The sequence below is a fragment of the Hoeflea sp. Naph1 genome, assembly GCF_046837775.1.
GTDB lineage: Bacteria > Pseudomonadota > Alphaproteobacteria > Rhizobiales > Rhizobiaceae > Hoeflea.
In genome coordinates, this window is record NZ_CP177286.1 from 3,229,545 (window position 1) to 3,249,039 (window position 19,495).

General features: G+C 60.2%; 15 protein-coding genes. 7 read left to right on the top strand and 8 right to left on the bottom strand.

Going from position 1 to position 19,495, the window contains the following annotated elements:
- The first annotated feature begins 27 nt into the window (after window positions 1-27).
- Complete coding sequence (locus tag ACK6D9_RS15555; protein ID WP_322988209.1) at window positions 28-642, top strand: DUF922 domain-containing Zn-dependent protease; 615 nt, start codon at window positions 28-30, stop codon at window positions 640-642.
- Between the two features lie 307 nt (window positions 643-949).
- On the opposite strand, the gene ACK6D9_RS15560 is transcribed toward ACK6D9_RS15555, so the two are convergent.
- The 3 genes from ACK6D9_RS15560 to ACK6D9_RS15570 form a co-directional block, all read right to left on the bottom strand.
- Window positions 950-1,975 (bottom strand): NAD(P)/FAD-dependent oxidoreductase, encoded by a 1,026-nt coding sequence (locus ACK6D9_RS15560; protein WP_412049188.1) that lies wholly within the window; start codon window positions 1,973-1,975, stop codon window positions 950-952.
- A gap of 27 nt (window positions 1,976-2,002) precedes the next feature.
- A complete protein-coding gene (locus tag ACK6D9_RS15565) occupies window positions 2,003-2,323 on the bottom strand; it encodes a 2Fe-2S iron-sulfur cluster-binding protein (RefSeq protein WP_267652898.1) in 321 nt (106 codons plus the stop codon).
- 246 nt (window positions 2,324-2,569) lie between these two features.
- Complete coding sequence (locus tag ACK6D9_RS15570) at window positions 2,570-2,938, bottom strand: Hpt domain-containing protein (protein WP_322988211.1); 369 nt, start codon at window positions 2,936-2,938, stop codon at window positions 2,570-2,572.
- A 380-nt stretch (window positions 2,939-3,318) separates the two neighbouring features.
- Between ACK6D9_RS15570 and ACK6D9_RS15575 the strand changes: the two genes are divergently transcribed.
- Window positions 3,319-8,559, top strand: a complete 5,241-nt coding sequence (locus ACK6D9_RS15575) for a hypothetical protein (protein ID WP_412049189.1) — start codon at window positions 3,319-3,321, stop codon at window positions 8,557-8,559.
- Window positions 8,560-8,572: 13 nt separating this feature from the next.
- Here ACK6D9_RS15575 and ACK6D9_RS15580 read toward each other — a convergent pair.
- Window positions 8,573-9,324, bottom strand: a protein-coding gene (locus ACK6D9_RS15580; RefSeq protein WP_412049012.1) for an IS5 family transposase whose coding sequence is annotated in 2 segments (ribosomal slippage) — window positions 8,573-8,991 and window positions 8,991-9,324 — 753 coding nt in all. Because the reading frame shifts where the segments join, the coding sequence is not laid out codon by codon here.
- A 552-nt stretch (window positions 9,325-9,876) separates the two neighbouring features.
- Here ACK6D9_RS15580 and ACK6D9_RS15585 point away from each other — a divergent pair.
- From ACK6D9_RS15585 to ACK6D9_RS15595, 3 genes are all read left to right on the top strand, one after another.
- Entirely contained in the window at window positions 9,877-10,140 is a 264-nt protein-coding gene (locus ACK6D9_RS15585) for a hypothetical protein (RefSeq protein WP_412049190.1), read from the top strand.
- 127 nt (window positions 10,141-10,267) lie between these two features.
- Window positions 10,268-11,019, top strand: a protein-coding gene (locus tag ACK6D9_RS15590) for an IS5 family transposase (RefSeq protein WP_412049191.1) whose coding sequence is annotated in 2 segments (ribosomal slippage) — window positions 10,268-10,601 and window positions 10,601-11,019 — 753 coding nt in all. Because the reading frame shifts where the segments join, the coding sequence is not laid out codon by codon here.
- Between the two features lie 227 nt (window positions 11,020-11,246).
- Complete coding sequence (locus ACK6D9_RS15595; RefSeq protein ID WP_412049192.1) at window positions 11,247-11,582, top strand: VOC family protein; 336 nt, start codon at window positions 11,247-11,249, stop codon at window positions 11,580-11,582.
- Between the two features lie 32 nt (window positions 11,583-11,614).
- Here ACK6D9_RS15595 and ACK6D9_RS15600 read toward each other — a convergent pair whose 3' ends face one another.
- The 4 genes from ACK6D9_RS15600 to ACK6D9_RS15615 all read right to left on the bottom strand — a co-directional run bounded on the left by ACK6D9_RS15600 (window position 11,615) and on the right by ACK6D9_RS15615 (window position 15,724).
- The gene (locus ACK6D9_RS15600; protein ID WP_412051828.1) at window positions 11,615-12,175 is read right to left on the bottom strand and encodes an ABC-type transport auxiliary lipoprotein family protein; all 561 of its coding nucleotides are present in this window, start codon (window positions 12,173-12,175) and stop codon (window positions 11,615-11,617) included.
- A gap of 110 nt (window positions 12,176-12,285) precedes the next feature.
- Entirely contained in the window at window positions 12,286-13,656 is a 1,371-nt protein-coding gene (locus ACK6D9_RS15605) for an MlaD family protein (RefSeq protein WP_412049193.1), read from the bottom strand.
- The gene (locus ACK6D9_RS15610; RefSeq protein WP_322988215.1) at window positions 13,656-14,522 is read right to left on the bottom strand and encodes an ABC transporter ATP-binding protein; all 867 of its coding nucleotides are present in this window, start codon (window positions 14,520-14,522) and stop codon (window positions 13,656-13,658) included. The genes ACK6D9_RS15605 and ACK6D9_RS15610 overlap by 1 nt, the downstream gene beginning before the upstream one ends.
- A gap of 11 nt (window positions 14,523-14,533) precedes the next feature.
- Complete coding sequence (locus ACK6D9_RS15615; RefSeq protein WP_412051829.1) at window positions 14,534-15,724, bottom strand: ABC transporter permease; 1,191 nt, start codon at window positions 15,722-15,724, stop codon at window positions 14,534-14,536.
- Window positions 15,725-15,824: 100 nt separating this feature from the next.
- Between ACK6D9_RS15615 and dgcA the strand changes: the two genes are divergently transcribed.
- Window positions 15,825-16,808, top strand: a complete 984-nt coding sequence (gene dgcA, locus ACK6D9_RS15620) for an N-acetyl-D-Glu racemase DgcA (protein ID WP_322988217.1) — start codon at window positions 15,825-15,827, stop codon at window positions 16,806-16,808.
- Window positions 16,809-17,144: 336 nt separating this feature from the next.
- Window positions 17,145-19,460 carry an NADP-dependent malic enzyme gene (locus ACK6D9_RS15625; protein ID WP_412049194.1) on the top strand — a complete coding sequence of 772 codons (2,316 nt, stop codon included), beginning with the start codon at window positions 17,145-17,147 and terminating at the stop codon, window positions 19,458-19,460.
- Window positions 19,461-19,495 lie beyond the last annotated feature (35 nt).

Below are 19,495 nucleotides of genomic sequence, written 5' to 3' on the forward strand. Positions count from 1 at the left end.
CCTTCCTGTTTCCACCCGGAGTTTTTGATGCGCCCCGTCCGTCTCGCTTTTTCGGCGCTCATCCTGTGCCTGTCAGCACACCCGACCGATGCCGAACCGGTGATCAAGAAGAGCTATTCCTACTTCACTGTCGGCGGACACACCGCCGCGGAACTGGAAGCTGAACTGGCCGAGCACGGCCCGCAAATCTCCGATACCGGCGTCCGCCATTCCGGCGCCACTAAAATCAAGTTGGGCGGCTCGGTCACCTACCAGGACACCGGTAGCGAATGCCGGGTCAAGGACGCCGTGGTCAAGCTCGAGACCCATCTGACCTTGCCGCGCTGGACCAACCGCAGCCGCGCCGACCGCAAGACTGTGCTGATCTGGGATACGCTGTCCTCCGACATCAAACGCCACGAAGAACGTCACGCCGAAATTGCCCGGCAATGGGCCCGCAAGCTCGAAAGGGCGCTTGAGGCCCTGCGCCCGCAGCCCGACTGCCAGAAAATGGCCGCCCAGGTCGACGCCAAGACAAAGACGATCATTGACAAGCACGCCGCTGACCAACAGCGGTTTGACCGGGTCGAGGCAGTAAGCTTCGAGCGAAGGATGAGCAGAATGCTCAGGTATAAGGTTGAGCAACAACATAATGGCGGTTAACCGCCAAATAAAGTGAACTACCACGTTCAATATGCTTGCCGTTCATCATGAATATCGGAAGACCCCTCAATTCACACAGGGACTTCCTCGCAATATTCACGCAAGCCTGCACTGGTTAAGTCTAGTGCAAGGGACAGTCATGGTGATTCGAAACGGTCTTTCCGGCGCGCGAAGACTTGCCGATGCTCCTCCCTCATCGGACGTGGTTTTCCGGCGTGCCCATTGGCCTCGCCTTCCCTGATCCGGGTTGGCGGGGCCCTTTTTTGGGCATCTGTGCGATGGGCAAGCCGCAGCATGCGATCCGGAGCTACTGGACCCCGAGTTTTTTCTGCAGGCTGGTCGATGAGGTGGTGTACTGGAACACCAGCTTCTGATCGGGATGCGCGCGCCGTTTGACCGCCTGGGTCATCAGCGCCGCTTCATGGAAACCCGACAGGATCAGCTTGAGCTTGCCTGGATACCAGTTGATGTCGCCGATGGCGAACACGCCGGGAATGCTGGTCTCGAAGGTTTCGGTGTCAACCTTGATCAGGTTTTCATGCAGATTGAGTCCCCATTCGGCGATGGGACCGAGCTTCATGGTCAGGCCAAAGAACGGCAGCATGCGGTCACAGGCAATATCGAACACGCCGTCAGGGCTTTTGAGCGTCGCCGCCGTCAGCTGGCCATCATCACCCTTCAGGCCGGTCACCTGCCCGACCTTGAAATCGATCTTGCCCTCGTCGCGCAACGCCAGCATCTTGTTGACACTGTCGGGCGCGGCGCGGAATTCCGGCCTGCGGTGCACCAGCGTCACCGATTTTGCCACCGGCTGCAAATTGAGTGTCCAGTCGAGTGCGGAATCACCACCGCCGACAATCAGCAGGTCCCGGTCGCGAAACTCTTCCATGCGCCGAACCGAATAGAACACGCTTTTGTCTTCATAGGCTTCGATACCGGGAACCGGCGGGCGCTTGGGCTGGAACGAACCGCCACCAGCCGCGATCACCACGGCATGGGCATGAAACAGTTCACCTTCGTCGGTTTCCACCTCGAAACGGCCATTGTCGAGCTTGCGAAAGCCGGCAACCATCCGGTTGAAATGGAATTCCGGTGAAAACGGCGCGATCTGCTCCATCAACCGGTCAACCAGCGCCTGGCCGGTAATTTCGGGCCAGGCCGGAATGTCGTAGATCGGCTTTTCCGGATAAAGTTCCGCGCACTGGCCACCCGGGCGATCGAGAATGTCGATCAGGTGGCACTTGAGATCGTAAAGCCCCAGTTCGAACACAGCAAACAGCCCGACCGGGCCTGCACCAACGATTACGACATCGGTTTCAATAGGAGTAGACATCAACACTATCCGGAGAAAAGAGAAAAATCAGGCTTGCCGCTCGGGCACATGCACCACCAGTCCGTCGAGCTCTTTGCGAACCTTGATCTGGCAGGACAGTCGCGAAGTGGGACGCACGTCGAACGCAAAGTCGAGCATGTCCTCTTCCATCGCCTCGGGCGAGCCGACCTTTTCGGCCCACTGCTCGTCAACATAGACATGGCAAGTGGCGCAGGCGCAGGCGCCGCCACACTCGGCCTCAATGCCGGGGACGGAATTGCGGATCGCATTTTCCATCACGGTTGAGCCGTTCTCGGCGTCAATATCAAAACGCGTGCCGTCAAAAGCGACAACGGAAATCTTGGTCATTACGGCCTCTGCTACGGTTACTACAGCGCCGCGCATCTATTTCGATGCGCAAAACACGCTGCAACAGCTTGAATTAATGCATGTGCGATTTTGTTCAGCTGAATTCAATTGACCGCGGCATGCATTAGGGAGTGAGGCTTTCATACACGCTGGACTGTGTGAGGCAAGAATGAAAACCACGCTGCGACAGCGCTTCGCAGCATGGTTTTTCAATTTGGCGTCTTCTGGTCCCGAAAATTGAAATACTTAGCGCATCAACCCGGCGATAAACGTGTCTGCGTCCACCACTGCCTTGGTAAAGGCGGTAACGGCGACCGGGCTGCGCGGCTGGGTCTCCAGAACTGACGCACATCGCGCCACTTCAAAGGCCCCCACCCCTTTCGCCGCTCCCCCCATCTTGTGGGCGAGATCGGTGCGGGCGCGGGCGTCGAGTTCGCCAAGTTGCGCCACCGCCAATCGGGCCTGGCGCGCAAACAGCGCCAGCACATCCGATTCCAGCGCCTTGTCGCCACCGGTTTGCCGGGCCAGATGCACCAGATCAATGGGCCGTCCACCGGAGGGACGCGGCTGCTGACCGGTTTCAGGGGCTTCGAATGCAATACTGAGAGCCGCCATGGCCTGTTTCCTTTGCTCGGACAATGCTGTGGGCAAGTATCGCGCCCGATACTGATGATCGGGTAAACATGCGCCGCTGGTTAACAGAGAAACTTGCCGGGATGGTTAACGCACCGTAAATGTGTCGTTTCATTGGCATTTGTGTCCCCATCCGGCACAGCCAACCCCCGAAAACCGGTGGACGTTTTCGGCGAACCATCGGTTTCAATTGTTAAATTCCGCCGTGTGTGCCACTAAATTGGAGGTTTGAAGGTCCGGAAACGGGCCATACTGGCTTGGTGACCCTATCTAGGGCACAAGTCGGCCGGACCGACATTCGTACAGACGGCTCCGGCGGGCCGAGACAAGAAACCTCTTTCGAGTAACGAGGCTTGAGTAGCATGAGTAAAAAACCAGCGGACAAAAGCATTGACGAACAGACATTCGAAGCGCTTGAGGACGCACTCAAGATTGACCTTGATGACGACTCGATGGGACCGCTCGATGAGATCTCTCTCGATGAGCTGGAAGACAAGGTCTCCAATGCTGCCAGGGAACTGAAGAACGCGCACGAGCCGGTGGTTGCCGCTGCTGCTGCTGGCAAGTCCGGCCCCGGCGAGAGCACCGCGCCGCGCACATCGCCGCCGCCGTTTACACCGGCGGGTCCGATGGCACCTGCCAATGACGACAGCCGCAAGACCACCGCCGGACTGCTGCGCGCACTCGAAATCCGCTCAAGCCGCGGCGCCATCCGCAACGCCACCCTCATCTCGCTGATCTGGACTGTCGGCGTGCTCGGCCTCGCCAATCTGCTTTACGCGCCGGAGATCTGGCGCATCCGCTCGGTATCCGATTTGCTGGCGATGCCGGCCGCAATCGGCTTCCTTGTTGCCATTCTGGTGCCGGTACTGATCTTCTTTGCCTTCTCCATCATGATGGCCCGCGCCCGCGAAATGCGCTCGGCTGCCCGGTCGATGGCCGAGGTGGCATTGCGCCTGGCCGAACCGGAAAACATCGCCGGCGACCGCGTCCTCACCGTAGGACAGGCAGTTCGCCGCGAAGTCTCGGCCATGAACGAAGGCATCGAGCGCACCATCGCACGTGCTTCTGAGCTCGAAACTCTTGTCCATTCGGAAGTCAATGCGCTTGAACGCAGCTACACCGACAATGAAATGCGTGTGCGCGGCCTTGTTCATGAACTCGGCTCCGAGCGGGACGCCATCGTCAACCATGCCGAACGCATCCGCGCCTCTATTGCCGGCGCCCATGAGCAACTCAAGGAAGAATTGACCGCTGCCAGCGAGGAAATTGCGGCACGGATTTCGACCTCCGGCGAAGCCGTTGCCCAGTTGATGGATACCCGCGCCGCCAACCTGCAGGAACGCACGGTGGAAACCAGCCGCGAGCTCGAGAGCTTGCTGGCCGGCCGCACCGATGCGCTGGTCAATGCGCTCAAGACGTCGGGCGGCGAGCTGACCGACGAATTCGATACCCGCCTGGAAATGCTCAATGTGCAGCTCAACCAGCGCGGCAAGGCATTGCTGTCCGAATTCGAGACCCGTGCCTCCACTCTTGACGCCAATACCGAAAAGCTCAACGCGGCGCTGGGCGAACGCGCCCGCCAGCTCAACGAGACGCTGATCGCCCGCACCCGCGAGATTTCCGAAAGCCTGGGCATCGGCCAGCAGGCGATTGCAGCCGGGCTCGACGAAACCCTCGCCACACTCAACGCCTCGCTGGATGAAAAGGGCGCATCCTTCCGCCAGTCGCTCAAGACCAGTGCCGACGACGCGGTCATGGATCTAGACCTGCGGTCCGGCTTTTTCGAAGAAAAGCTCGAATCTTCCGTCGGCCGCCTCACCGCCGCCTTCGACGAGCGTGTCGCCGAATTCACATCCGCCTTCGACAGCCGCGCCGGCAGCCTCGATGGCAAGCTCTCCGAGAGCCTGGCGCGGATCAACGAGTCACTCAGCGGTGGCGCTTCCGCCATGGACGGCATTCTCTCGACGAGCCTCGAGCGTATCGGCGCCACGCTCGCCGATCGCAGCCGGGCCCTGGAAACGACGCTGGGAACCGGCGCCGAAAGGCTCGAAACGTCGACATCATCGGCAGCCGAGCGTATCGAGACCTCCCTCACCGACCGTGCCGAAGCAATCAGCAACGCACTCTCCGTCGGTGCCGATCGCATTGATGCCAGCATCAGCGAGAAATCAACGGCCATCGTTTCCGGTCTGGCTGCCAAGGTGGCCGAACTCGAAAATACACTGTCGACCAATGCCGATCGCATCGATGCGAGCATCGGTGAAAAATCCGCGGCCATGGTCTCCGGTCTGGCTGCCAAGGTGGCCGAACTCGAACATACCCTCTCGGCCAATGCCGAGCGCATTGACGCGAGCATTGGTGAAAAGTCCGCGGCCATTATCTCAGGTCTGGCCACCAATGTGGTGGAACTCGAAAACGCGCTCTCCACCAATGCCGAGCGCATCGATTCGAGCCTCACGGACAAGTCTGCAACCATCATCTCCGGCCTCGCCGTCAAGGTCACCGATCTCGAAAACGCACTGTCGGCCAATTCCGAACAGCTTGATGCGAGCATGAGCCAGAAACTCTCGGAGGTCGTCTCCAGTATCGCCGCCAAGATCGGCGACTTCGAAGCCGCTGTATCAGCTGGCGCCGAGCGGATCGACAGCAGCCTCAACGACCGCTCGCAGGCTCTGTTTGGCGGCATCTCGCAAAGTGCAGACGCCATCGACAGCCGCCTCGCCGCCCGTACCGACGAAATTCGCTCGAGCCTTTCGGATGCGTCCGAACGGCTTTCGGCAACGCTGGATGTCGAAGGCAGCCGCTTCTCCGAATTGACGCAAACTGCGGTCGAACAGGTCGAAACCACCTTCAACAAGGGCACCGGGCGTATCGATGAGCGTCTGACGACCATGAACAACATGCTCGGAATCGGACTTGATACCGTCTCCAAGACCATCGAAGGCAAGGCCACGGGGCTCGCCGCCAAGCTGCGTGAAGCTGTAGCCGATGCCGCCATCGGACTTGATGCCGAAGCACTGAAAGCCAGCGACGCGCTGCAATCGGTCGGCTCCGGATTTGCCGGCCGGATGGACGAACAGGCCCGCGAGTTCTCGCGCAGGCTCGACAGCCATGTCGAGGAGCGCACAGCCGATCTGGCCGCGCACGCCGAAAACATCGCCGGCCGCATTGCCGCCAGCGCCGGTGACCTGAGCAGCGAAGCCAGCCGAATTAGTGATCTGGTGGAGCGCGTCGGCCAAACAGTCGGCAATCAGGCCAACGCGATTTCCAGCACGCTCGATGCGACCGAAGCCCGCTTCGCCGATCAGACCGCAACCCTCGCCGCCCGGCTCGAAGCCGAGACCGGCGCAATCTCGAGCCGGATCGGCGAAACCGCCGAACACCTGGTCACAACGCTTGATGGCAAGACCCAGGACATTACCGGACGCATTAACCAGACTACGGAGACCCTTGTTTCCACCCTCGACAGCAAGGCCAGCGCGATCAGTGCACGGCTTGCCGAAACCGGTGAAGCCCTGGTGTCGCGTACCGGCTCGGTCGGCGAGGCACTGGACCAGAAGGCCTCGGCCATCGTGCAGCGCTTGATCGAGGCCGAACAGGCCATGGATACCCGCGCCACCGCGGTTCACTCCACCCTTGACGAGCGCACCCGCGAGCTCAACTCGATGCTCGCCAGCCGCTCGGCGGAATTGAGCCGGGTCATCGACGAGCAGGCCCGCCCGCTGGTCGAACAATACGCTGCCAGCGGCGAGGAATTCGCCACCCGCCTGACCGAAGTCACCCAGAACTCGACAGACCGTCTGCGGGCCGAAAACGCGGCGCTGATCAATGCCATCACCAACCGCACCAGCGAGACGCTGTCGGCGCTCGAGACCGTCAACCAGAGCCTGAGCGGCAATGTCGGCGATCTGATCGAGCGTCTGGGCGTCAGCAACCAGGAAATTTCCAGCGTTATCGACAAGGCTGCCACGACGCTTGGGGCGGCCAATGAGCGCCTGTCGGCGACCAGCGGTGAATTTTCGGCATCCACCGAAAAGGCTGCCGATATGTTGTCCGGTTCGGCTCGTCTGCTGGACGGCAAGGTCGAACGCCTGACCGATATTTCCAGCCGCACACTCAACCAGGTCGGCGCCATCGCCGGTCGCTTCGACGATCACTCCAAGGTGCTCGCCTCGGCTTCCGATCTTCTCGGCGCGGCGCAGTCCAATCTGGCCACAACGCTGGAAGAACGCCGCGAGGCATTGCAGGCGCTGTCGGTCGGACTGGTCAACCGGTCCGAACAGATCGAGGAGACCATGCGGTCGCTCGAAGGCATTGTCGAAAAGGCATTCGAAGGCGCAGACGGATTATCCCAGCGCGCAGCCAGCCGGCTCGAAGGCGGGCTGCGCTCGGCCGCGGAAAACGCCAACAAGCTGCTTGGCGAGACCGAGAGCCGCGCCCATTCTGCAGCCGGTGTGATGCGCGAAAGCATGCGTGAAGCCGTCGAAGATGCGGGCAAGCTGCTGGGCGAAACCGAAAGCCGCGCCCATACCGCAGCCGGTGTGATGCGCGTGAGCATGCGTGAAGCCGTGGAGGATGCGGACAAGCTGCTCAGCGAGACCGAAACGCGCGCCCAGACATTGGCCGGCTCCGTGCGTGAAGGTTTGCGCGAAGCAGCCGACGAAGCCGGCAAGCTGCTCGGCGAATCCGAACGTCGCGCCCAGACTGCAGCCGGGACGATGAGCGAAAGCATGCGCAAGGCAATCGAGGAAGCGATCGCTCGCTTCGCCGGCGCCACCGACGAAATCCGCCAGTCGGCCTCGGTTATCAAGCGCGAACTCGAAGAGACCCGCAGCGAACTCAAGCGGGGCGCCTTCGACCTGCCGGAAGAAACCCGCGAGAGTGCCGCGGCCATGCGCCGTGCGGTCGCCGACCAGATCAAGGCGCTGCAGGAACTCTCGCAGATCGTCGGCCAGTCGAGCCAGCACGCCGAAATGAGCGAAGCACCGCGTCAGATGGCATCCGCATCCGTACGCCAGGCAGCGCCGCGGGCAGCCCTTTCGCGACCCCAGCCTGCTGCCCCCGCTCCCCGCGCCCCGGCTGCAGCCCAGCGTTCACCGTTGCGCGGCAGCATCGAACCTGCTGCGCCCACCGCTCCCCCAGCCAAGAGTGACGGCTGGGTCAGCGATCTGTTGCGCGGCGCCTCACGCGAGGAACAGGCAACCACTCGTCCCGCCGCCAAGCCAACAACGCCCGAGCGCAACCCGCGTCACGTGGTTGAATCGCTCAACTCGCTGTCGGTCGACATCGCCCGCGCCATCGATCACGACGCATCGGTGGATTTATGGCGGCGCTATCAGCGCGGCGAGCGCGATGTTTTCACCCGCAGGCTCTACACGCTCAAGGGTCAGCAGACCTTCGACGAGATCAAGAACAAGTATGGTCGCGAGCCGGAGTTCCGCGCAGCCGTCGACCGCTACATCACCGATTTCGAAAAGCTGCTGAGCGATGTCGCCCGCAACGACCGCGACAATATGATGACGCAGACCTATCTGACGTCTGATACCGGCAAGGTCTACACCATGCTGGCCCACGCCAGTGGCCGTTTCGACAGCAACTAGGGGCTGTTGACGTTTACCGTGTGTGAATGAGCGTTGCGGCAATTGAGATGAAGGCTTTGAAACTCTGGTCGGTTTTGCAAGAGCGCATTGCTATCCCTCTGTTTTCCTTCAGTTTGCCAAAGTAGTTTTCGATCAAATGCCGCCATTTGTAGGTTTCCTTGTCGAACTCTGCCGGGAACCTCCGGTTGGATTTTGGCGGTATGACCGGGGTTATGCCGCGATCCAGCAGGCCATTGCGCAGCCAATCCGCGTCAAAGGCCCTGTCCGCCAGCAAATATCCGGCGGACAAGCCGCTGATCAACGCATCGGTCTCGCGCAGATCATGAGCTTGCCCGGGCATCAGACAGAAATCGACGAGATTACCGAGCGCATCCGTCAGAGCCAGTATCTTTGTCGTTATGCCGCCGCGTGAGCGTCCAATGGCCTGGCAGAGAGTCCCCCTTTTGCGCCCTGACCCGAGCGATGAACCTTGACGATAGTACCGTCGATCATTGCGTATTCCAGATCGGCGTCTGAGGCTAATGCTTTGAACATACAATAGAAAGCATCCGCTTTGACCCATCTGCGGAACCGCTTGAATACAGAATTCCATTTGCCAAACTCACCCGGCAATTCGCGCCATTGCGCGCCCGTGCGGACGATCCAGAGGACTGCCTCCATGAAAAGTCGTGGGTCACGTCCGGTTTGTCCGGGATCGGTGGTTTTACCCAGGCAGTATGGTTCGATGATCGCCCATTGCGAATTGGATAGGACTCTTCGGGTCAAGGTTGCTCTCCTCCGTTTGCAACCTTGAATCAGAAGTCAGGTGATTTGGGAATCCCGAACGTCAACAGCCCCTAATGCATGTCACGTTCAAATGTATTCATTTGGACGATAACGTACATGCATTGATTCAAACGCCTTGTGTGCCACGCATCCAAAGGGATGCATGGCACACAAGGCGAGGACAATGATTACGCTGTCTCCGTTGGAAACGTCGACCAAGACCCCCGCCGATAGCGGGGTTCTTTTGGTTTCAGGCAGAGAACCGCCATCATCCCCACCCTGAGTTCTGAGGCGTCCTATGGACCGCAAAGCGATCGGGACCCCGGTTCCGTCAGCCGCCAGCACAGCGCTTGATAGCAACGCCATCTCCCCTCCAGGTGAGCGGCCTGCATGGAGCAACTGCCGTGGCGGTTTCAGTGCGTCGTTATGACGTCGGGGGGAAGGTGGAACCACAACAGGGATTGTGCACACTGCCGTGCAGGGCGAATTCTCGGAGGTCGGACGCGACGGGAATGCTTTGAGACAGCAGCGGTGGCAAGAAGGAAGACCATAGTGTTGGCAATACTGGCCTATACGGCAATTATCGGGTTTCTCGGTCGTATCGCATGGCGAAGCGGTGAAACCGAAAAAGTCATGTTCATTGTCAACGTCGCCCTGCTTTGGCTGAGCGCGATCTGGCTGTTTGGCTACCCCGCCCTGATCGTGCCGGCAGTCCTGGCAGCCATCGGTTTCCTGGCTCTCCTGGTAATTATTACCGCCGGGGACCTGCGCATTTCCGTGGACACGCGGCCACCGCATGGCGACGACGAAAGCTAAGCCTCTGCGCGGCGAACATGGCGGTTATCAACCCGACCCGGGTTGCGTTCAATTAGGGGCTGTTGACGTTCGGGATTCCCAAATCACCTGACTTCTGATTCAAGGTTGCAAACGGAGGAGAGCAACCTTGACCCGAAGAGTCCTATCCAATTCGCAATGGGCGATCATCGAACCATACTGCCTGGGTAAAACCACCGATCCCGGACAAACCGGACGTGACCCACGACTTTTCATGGAGGCAGTCCTCTGGATCGTCTGCACGGGCGCGCAATGGCGCGAATTGCCGGGTGAGTTTGGCAAATGGAATTCTGTATTCAAGCGGTTCCGCAGATGGGTCAAAGCGGATGCTTTCTATTGTATGTTCAAAGCATTAGCCTCAGACGCCGATCTGGAATACGCAATGATCGACGGTACTATCGTCAAGGTTCATCGCTCGGGTCAGGGCGCAAAAGGGGGACTCTCTGCCAGGCCATTGGACGCTCACGCGGCGGCATAACGACAAAGATACTGGCTCTGACGGATGCGCTCGGTAATCTCGTCGATTTCTGTCTGATGCCCGGGCAAGCTCATGATCTGCGCGAGACCGATGCGTTGATCAGCGGCTTGTCCGCCGGATATTTGCTGGCGGACAGGGCCTTTGACGCGGATTGGCTGCGCAATGGCCTGCTGGATCGCGGCATAACCCCGGTCATACCGCCAACATCCAACCGGAGGTTCCCGGCAGAGTTCGACAAGGAAACCTACAAATGGCGGCATTTGATCGAAAACTACTTTGGCAAACTGAAGGAAAACAGAGGGATAGCAATGCGCTCTTGCAAAACCGACCAGAGTTTCAAAGCCTTCATCTCAATTGCCGCAACGCTCATTCACACACGGTAAACGTCAACAGCCCCTAGATCTTATTGAACGATATTGAGCGTCCTCACCTCAGCACGGAGTTGTTGTTTTCAGGTCGTGGGTTCCCATTTGAATTAGCGTTTCATGGCTTTATCATTGCGCAGTCAGGCTAATCACACGCAGCATGTTGCCTGAATGCCTGCTCGCAGTTAAGCGCGAAGGTGGCGACAACCAAGCAACGCAGGAGATGCCAAAGGCCGTCAAGCGCATTGTCGCCAACATCGATACTCCGGGACCCGTCGCGAGCGCTCGCCTTCTACCGTGACATTCTCGACCTCAGGGTCGGCATGGATCTCGGCTGGATCGTCACCCGCGGAAGCGAGATGCGAACGACCCCACAGATCAGCTTCGCCAGCCAGGGCGGTTCCGGAACGCCGGTCCCTGATCTTTCGATCGAAGTCGACAATTTCGACGATGTGTGTGAGCGCCTCAGCCAGGCCGGCATTGAACCCGAATACGGGCCGGTGCTTGAGCCCTGGGGTGAGCGCCGGTTCTATGTGCGCGATCCGTTCGGCAAATTGCTGAATATTCTCGAGCACGCATAGGCGGCGCGCCAACCTGATCCGGCCGGGTTCTGTCAGATCCGCGCCAGCGTCCAGGCAACCATTTCCTCAACCACCTGTTCAAAGGCCCGGTCGAGCGATTGCACATAAGCGGCGTTGCCGCTTCCCGACACCCGTGAGGTTGCGCGGAATACTTTCGAGGCAATGACGACGCCGTTGCGGTCATTGAGCACCTTGGCCGACAGTTCAACCACCGCCTGCTCGCCGGCATCGGCCTTGATCTCGAAGGCGCGAATGGCCGTAAGCACCTTGAAATCGATCGCCAGCCCGTCGCCCGGACGGCCAACGCCACCAACCCGACCGGTGTTTTCGAACGCCTGCACCAGCTTGTCCTGGACGATCTTCGGCAATCGGTCCGACCATTTCGAATTGGCCAGATACTGGATCGACGAGGCCGATGGCCGGATCACGATCTGCTCGCTGTCCAGCGCTTTCAGCGCGCTTGGCTCGGTGATCAGGATCTGCCGGTTGCGGGCCGCCTGCCCGCTTACTTGCGGCGCCTCCGAAAGCCCGTAGGTATCAGGCGGCGTGGCCTTTCCAAGACCGCCCGCACAGCCGGTCAGAACCGAAATCATGGCGATTGCAGCAAACAGCCCACCCGTTTTCACACGCACCCCACGCTCCGACACCGCCCGGCATCTTTCGAATTCGTTAACTTTTGTCTTGCGATGCATCCGTCCAAGAGTCAACGCCGCGTCCGTCCATCATATTGCTTGACGGTATCACCGCCAAAGATCAGTCGCTGCGGGTCCTGCTCTATGCTGGAAATCGACCGCTCGATGCGCTCGATCGAGCGCCGTGCGTCATTGACCAGCGCTTCGACGTCGCGCAGGCCGGATCCCGAAAAGCGCTGCAGATTGTCGGCGATTGGTCCGATCCGGGCATTGAGCGAATTGGCAACATCACGAAATGATTTCAACGTCGCTTCCGCATCCGCAATCAACGATGAGGCGTCGCCTTCGCCAAGGAATCCGTCGATCTTGGCCAGCACCCCGTCGACCCGCACCGAAGCGGCGTTCAAACGACCGCTCATCTGCTGCACATCGGTGATAATGACGTCAAAGTCCTCACGCCGCGCCGAGAATGTCTCGGCGACGCCACGGGCATCGGCAAGTGCCTTGCGCGCATCCGCGCTGGCCGCGGCAATATCGTCGACTGTCTGGCCGACCTTTTCGGGATCGATCCCGGCCACCAGCGTGTCCACCTTCTTGAGCGACTCTCCGGCGTCGGCAGCAAAGCTCTGCAGCGATTCCGCGGCAATCCTGAAGCTCTCAAGCGTCTTGGTGATATCTCCCGACGACGCGGCAACGTCACTGGCCACCTTGTCGATGGAGGTGACGATGTTGCCAACTTTCTCCGGATCGACGGCATTGATGAGCCGGTCGACCGAACCGAGCGTGCCTTCAAGCCTGGTGGAAAGCGACTGCACGGTTCCCGACAGGCTCGAGACGCTCTTGAGAAACTGATCGATGCCATCTGCATTGTCGCGCAAGGCACCGGTAAAGGCTTCGGCGTTCTTCAGCGTCTGTGTCAGCGGCGAGCGGGCATCGGAAATAAAGCCCTCGACCTGGCCGATCACCCGGTTGGCGCGGTTGAGGATCTCGTCGGCAGTGGCCAGAAGGTTGGTCACCCCGGAGGGATCAGCTTCGATCACCGCCACCTTTTCCTGTTCAAGCGCCTGCAGCAGGACATTCGGATTGGTGGGCGTGCCGCCCTGCAATTCGATATAGGCCGAGCCGGTAAGCCCCTGAATTTCCAGTGCTGCGCGGGTATCTGTATAGATTGGCGCATCGGAGCGCACATCGGTTTCGGCAATGACGAAATTCGGACTTTCCGGGTCGATCCGGATCCGCCGGATCACGCCATAGGGGATGCCGTTGAACCGCAAAGGCGAGCCCACCGACAGCCCGTTGGCCGAACCGGGAATGCGGACGATCAACTGGGTCGTCTCGCCGGTGGTGCCATAGCGCGCCATCCAGTAGACAAATCCGAAGGCCGAAAGCATCACCAACAGGGTGAAAAAGCCGACGATGGCATAATTTGCTCGGGTTTCCATTACGTCGCTTCGCTTTTCTGGCTGCCAGTTTGCTGCGGCGTAGCTCTGTTTGCACGTGACCGGTCGGGGATCATGCGCGCCCGCTTGCCCTGGAAGTAGGATTGCACCCACGGATCGTCAAATGAGAGCATGTCGTCAATTGTTCCGTTCACCAGCACGTGCTTGTTTCCAAGCACAGCAATACGGTCGCAGACCGAGAACAGGCTGTCCAGATCATGGGTGACCATGTAGACGGTTAGTCCCATGGTATCTCGCAGCCGGGCGATCAATTCATCAAATTCGGCCGCACCGATCGGATCAAGGCCGGACGTGGGCTCATCGAGGAAAACGAGGTCCGGGTCAAGCGCCAGTGCCCGCGCCAGCGCCGCCCGTTTGATCATCCCACCCGACAGTTCAGAGGGATATTTGTCGGCCGCGTCGGCAGCGAGACCGACCATCGCAATCTTCAGTTCCGTCAGTTCATCCAGCAGTTTCTGGGGAAGGTCAAGGTACTCGCGCATCGGCACCTGTATGTTCTCGCGCACCGTCAGCGACGAAAACAGCGCGCCCTGCTGGAACAACACGCCCAGACGCATGTCAAGTTCGATGCGGGTTGCCTCGTCGACCTTGTCGTAGTCGGCGCCAAGCACGCGAATTTCGCCTTTCTGGCGCGGCAGCAGCCGCAGGATTGCGCGCATCAACACCGATTTGCCGGTGCCGGACCCACCCACAAACCCAAGAATTTCGCCGCGATAGACATCCAGATCCAATTGATCGAGCACCACATTCTTGCCGAAAGCGACATGCACATCGCGCACTGACAGCACCACCTCACGTTCTTCAGCGTGGCCAGGTTCACCGTCGATACTGGGCGTCTGCTGGTTCATCCGGTCCCGCCTCAAAAATCAATCGCCGCGTAGAACATGGCGAAAAGTCCATCGATGAGGATCACCACAAAGATCGATTTAACCACCGAAGCTGTCACCCGGCGGCCCAGAGATTCAGCGCTGCCGCCAACCTTCATGCCTTCCACCGCGGCGACAATGCCGATGATCAGCGCCATGAATGGCGCCTTGATCATGCCGGAGGTGACCGTCGACATGACGATTGCTTCGCGAAGCCTGGCAATGAAAACATCCGGTGTGATCCCCGAATAGCTCCACGAAACCGCGGCAGCCCCCGCCAGGGCTGAAAAATTCGCCACCACGGTGAGCAGCGGCAGAACCACCGTCAGCGCCACCAGACGCGGGAACACCAGCACACCAATGGGATTGAGCCCCATCACCTTGAGCGCATCGACCTCTTCGCGCATCTTCATCGAGCCGATTTCCGCCGTGATTGCGCTACCGGACCGACCGGCGATCATGATGGCGGTCAACAGCACACCGATTTCGCGCAATTGCAGAATTCCGACCAGATCGACAACGAAAACTTCGGCGCCGAAATAGCGAAGCTGAAATGCGCCCTGCTGGGCAATGATCGCTCCGATGAGAAAGCTCATCAGCATGATGATCGGCACCGCGCGAACGCCCATGTGATCCATCTGCGTGACAATCGCCGCCGGCGAGATCCCCGCAGACCTGTTCAGCTTGAGCTGCGCACCGCGAACCGCCGAACCGAGAATGTACATCGACGCGACAAAGTCATCGGAAAACGCATACAGGGCTTTCCCGAACGGCGCGAACATCCGCTCGAACAGTGCAGGCTTTCCCACATCCGTGGAGGCGGACGGGTCAGCCAGCTCCGGAATTGCCGCAATCAGCGACGACACCGGCTGTGTTGCGCCCGTAAGCCGCACCTCTGCGCCGCTCGCCTGTGCCGTAGCCATCGTCTTGCGGACAAGCCATGCGCCCGCCGTGTCGAAATTGCTGACCCCCGCCAGATCGATTTCCAGCGATTCGCCGGACAGCCCGCCTTGGATCTCCAGCAACTGGCCATAAACACCTGAAATCGCTGCATGGCGCCAATTGCCCGTGAGAACGAGCCTTACGCCTTCGCTGGAGACGTCGCGCACGATCTCCGGCGGCAGACCGACGGTGTGCCCGACCGGGACATCTGCCCTTGTATCTTTTGGCTGTTCGGTCAACATGTCCCACACATAGCGGGTCACTCGATGACTGTCACCGCACAGCCCCTCGTTTTGATCCCGTGTGCACGACTTTCGATCCATATTCACGGACTTATCGAAAATGCCCAGACAACTTACCGCCACCATCGACAGTTTTCCGCTCACCCGCGCCTTCAACATCTCCCGTGGCGCCAAGACCGCCGCCGACGTGGTGACCTGCACGATCACCGAAAACGGCGCTGTCGGGCGTGGCGAATGCGTGCCTTACAATCGTTATGGCGAAACCGTCGAGGGTGTGCTCGAGGCCATCAACGCCTATGCCGGGGCAATTGCCGATGGCGCGACACGCAACGATTTGCAAACGGCAATGAAGCCGGGGGCGGCGCGCAACGCCATTGATTGCGCGTTGTGGGATCTCGAAGCCAAGCTTTCGGGCAAACGTGTGTCCAGCATGGCCTGTCGCATCCTGCCGCGGCCGGTGCCGACGGCGGTAACAATTTCGCTCGGCGAACCGGCCGACATGGCCGACGAGGCCCGCGCCCATTCGGCTCAAAAACTTCTCAAGGTCAAGGTCGGCACCTCCGATGACCGGGCCCGCATGCATGCCGTGGCGGCGGCTGCCCGCGGCGCCGATATCATTCTTGACGCCAATGAAGGCTGGGACGAAAGCAACATCCGCGAACATCTGCTGCTGGCGGCGGAATTGCATATATCGCTGATCGAGCAACCGATGCCGGCCGGCAAGGACGACATCCTGGCCCGCATCCCCCATCCGGTGCCGATCTGCGCGGATGAAAGCGTTCACACCCTGGCCGATCTCGCCAAACTGTCCGACCGCTATGACGCCATCAACATCAAGCTCGACAAGACCGGCGGGCTGACCGAAGCCCTGCTGATGCGCGACCGCGCCCGGGAACTTGGATTCGGCGTAATGGTCGGCTGCATGGTCGGAACCTCGCTGGCGATGGCACCGGCGGTGCTGCTGGCACAGGACGCCGATTGGGTGGACCTTGACGGACCGCTGCTGTTGGCCCGAGACCGGACGCCGGGGCTGACCTATGCCGGGTCGCTGGTTTCACCGCCGACACCAGAGCTGTGGGGATAGGCACCGCACGCGGTTGACCCGGGACAGACCAGTACATCACAGTCTTTCGGTGCGAAACTGCCAAATTTTACCGGACCCCCAACAACAGCTTGGGCAAAATACGGACATTCCGGGATTCCCGGCCATGCCTGCATAGGCTAGAACATAACCAGATTAGGGGGCTTTGGGTTGAGGGGGATAGCAGCATGATGATTATTCGCGGCAGCGCTGACGGCGCTGCGAAGCCCGTGGCTGTGTATCTGCACACCGCGTGCAGGAACCATGACCCGGGATAACCCGACCCTTGCCCGGCCATTGACCCGAGACCCTCATGTCCCAATAAGAAAAGAATTGCAGATGACCTCCAAAGACACCAAACGCGGCAACGACCCGAAACCCACCAGCGGCGAACTCGACGAGAACGCCCTGTTTTACCACCGCTATCCGCGACCCGGCAAACTGACGATTCAGGCGACCAAGCCGCTGGGCAATCAACGCGATCTGGCACTTGCCTATTCGCCCGGCGTTGCCGCTCCCTGTCTGGCCATCCGCGACGATCCCGAGACAGCTGCAGACTACACATCACGCGCCAATCTGGTGGGCGTGGTTTCCAACGGCACCGCGGTACTGGGGCTGGGCAATATCGGCCCACTGGCCTCCAAGCCGGTGATGGAAGGCAAGGCGGTACTGTTCAAGAAATTCGCCGATATCGATGTCTTCGATATCGAGATCGACGCGCCCGACGTTGACCGCATGGTCAGTGTGATCTCGGCGTTGGAGCCGACCTTTGGCGGCATCAATCTCGAGGACATCAAGTCGCCGGAATGCTTCGAGGTGGAACAGCAGCTACGCGAGATCATGGACATTCCAGTGTTTCATGATGACCAGCATGGCACCGCCATCATCGTCGCCGCCTGCATTCTCAACGGGCTGGAACTGGCCGGCAAAAAGATCGAAGACGCCAAGATCGTTACCTCCGGTGCAGGCGCGGCAGCGCTCGCCTGTCTCAACCTGCTGGTCGAACTGGGCGCCCGGCGCGCAAACATCTGGGTCCATGACATCGAAGGCCTCGTCTATGAAGGTCGCGAGGTGCTGATGGACAGATGGAAATCGGCCTATGCACAGCCCAGCGACAAGCGGGTGCTGCGCGAATCAATCGACGGCGCCGACGTGTTTCTCGGGCTTTCCGCCGCCGGCGTACTCAAGCCCGATATGCTTGCCAAGATGGCTGACAAGCCGCTGATCATGGCGCTTGCCAATCCCTCCCCCGAAATCATGCCGAATGAGGCACGGGAAGCGCGACCGGACGCGATGATCTGCACCGGACGATCTGATTTCCCCAACCAGGTCAACAACGTCCTGTGCTTCCCCTACATCTTCCGCGGCGCACTGGATTGCGGTGCGCGCACGATCAATGAGGAAATGAAGATGGCTGCCGTTCGCGCCATCGCCGGCCTGGCGCGCGAAGAGCCTTCCGATATCGCCGCCCGCGCCTATTCGGGCGAAACCCCGGTGTTTGGTCCCGAGTATCTCATCCCCTCGCCGTTTGACCAGCGGCTGATCCTGCGGATCGCCCCGGCAGTGGCTGAAGCTGCAGCCAAGTCCGGCGTGGCGCGGCGTCCGATCACCGATCAGGAAGCCTATATCGATCAGCTCAACCGCTTCGTGTTCCGTTCCGGCCTGGTCATGAAACCGCTGTTTACAGCCTCCAAGGTTGCGACCAAGAAGCGTGTCGTGTTTGCCGAAGGCGAAGACGAACGGGTATTGCGTGCCGCCCAGGTGCTGCTCGAGGAAGGCATTGCCGAACCGATCCTGATCGGCCGTCCGAACATCATCGAGAGCCGGTTGGAACGGTTTGGCCTGCGCATCAGGCCAGGTATCGACTTCGCCGTCACCAATCCGGAAGAGGATCCCCGATTCCGCGACTATGTGGATGAATATTTTGCGCTGGTGGGCCGCAAGGGAGTAATTCCCGAGGCTGCCCGCACCATCATCCGCACCAATTCCACCGTCATCGGCGCACTGTCGGTGCGGCGCGGCGAAGCCGACGCGCTGATCTGCGGCCTCGAAGGCCGATACTCCAAGCACCTGCGCGATGTCTCCCAGATCATCGGCAAACGCGAGGGCGTGATCGATTTTTCTGCTCTGAGCCTGCTGATCTCGCAGCGCGGCGCCACGTTCTTCACCGACACCTATGTGTCGGTTGATCCCAGCGCCGAGGAAATTGCCGAGACGACGATCATGGCAGCCGAGGAAATTCGCCGCTTCGGCATCAACCCGAAGGCGGCACTGGTATCGCACTCGAATTTCGGTTCGCGCGATTCCGAGAGCTCCCTGAAGATGCGCAGGGCTTTGGAAATCATCCGCTCTCTCGCCCCCGAACTTGAGGTCGATGGCGAAATGCACGCCGATTCAGCGATTTCCGAGGCGCTGCGCCGCCGGGTAATGCCCGACAGCACGCTGAGCGGTGAAGCCAACCTGCTGGTGTTCCCGAGCCTTGATGCCGCCAACATCTCGCTCGGCGTGGTCAAGACCCTGACCGACGCCCTTCATGTCGGTCCGATCCTGCTCGGCTCGGCAATGCCCGCCCACATCCTGTCGCCTTCGGTGACCTCGCGCGGTGTGGTCAACATGTCGGCGCTGGCCGTGGTCGAAGCTTCCTCCGCGAAGTGAGACCGGCATCGGCGGTGCTGGCAGTGACGCACCAC

Bases quoted from the DNA above. Each gene is read 5' to 3' on its own strand.
- ACK6D9_RS15605 (WP_412049193.1), bottom strand. From the start codon at position 13,656: ATGGAAACCCGAGCAAATTATGCCATCGTCGGCTTTTTCACCCTGTTG.
- ACK6D9_RS15565 (WP_267652898.1), bottom strand. From the start codon at position 2,323: ATGACCAAGATTTCCGTTGTCGCTTTTGACGGCACGCGTTTTGATATT.
- dgcA (WP_322988217.1), top strand. From the start codon at position 15,825: ATGCCCAGACAACTTACCGCCACCATCGACAGTTTTCCGCTCACCCGC.
- ACK6D9_RS15560 (WP_412049188.1), bottom strand. From the start codon at position 1,975: ATGTCTACTCCTATTGAAACCGATGTCGTAATCGTTGGTGCAGGCCCG.
- ACK6D9_RS15555 (WP_322988209.1), top strand. From the start codon at position 28: ATGCGCCCCGTCCGTCTCGCTTTTTCGGCGCTCATCCTGTGCCTGTCA.
- ACK6D9_RS15575 (WP_412049189.1), top strand. From the start codon at position 3,319: ATGAGTAAAAAACCAGCGGACAAAAGCATTGACGAACAGACATTCGAA.
- ACK6D9_RS15600 (WP_412051828.1), bottom strand. From the start codon at position 12,175: ATGATTTCGGTTCTGACCGGCTGTGCGGGCGGTCTTGGAAAGGCCACG.
- ACK6D9_RS15625 (WP_412049194.1), top strand. From the start codon at position 17,145: ATGACCTCCAAAGACACCAAACGCGGCAACGACCCGAAACCCACCAGC.
- ACK6D9_RS15570 (WP_322988211.1), bottom strand. From the start codon at position 2,938: ATGGCGGCTCTCAGTATTGCATTCGAAGCCCCTGAAACCGGTCAGCAG.
- ACK6D9_RS15610 (WP_322988215.1), bottom strand. From the start codon at position 14,522: ATGAACCAGCAGACGCCCAGTATCGACGGTGAACCTGGCCACGCTGAA.
- ACK6D9_RS15615 (WP_412051829.1), bottom strand. From the start codon at position 15,724: ATGTTGACCGAACAGCCAAAAGATACAAGGGCAGATGTCCCGGTCGGG.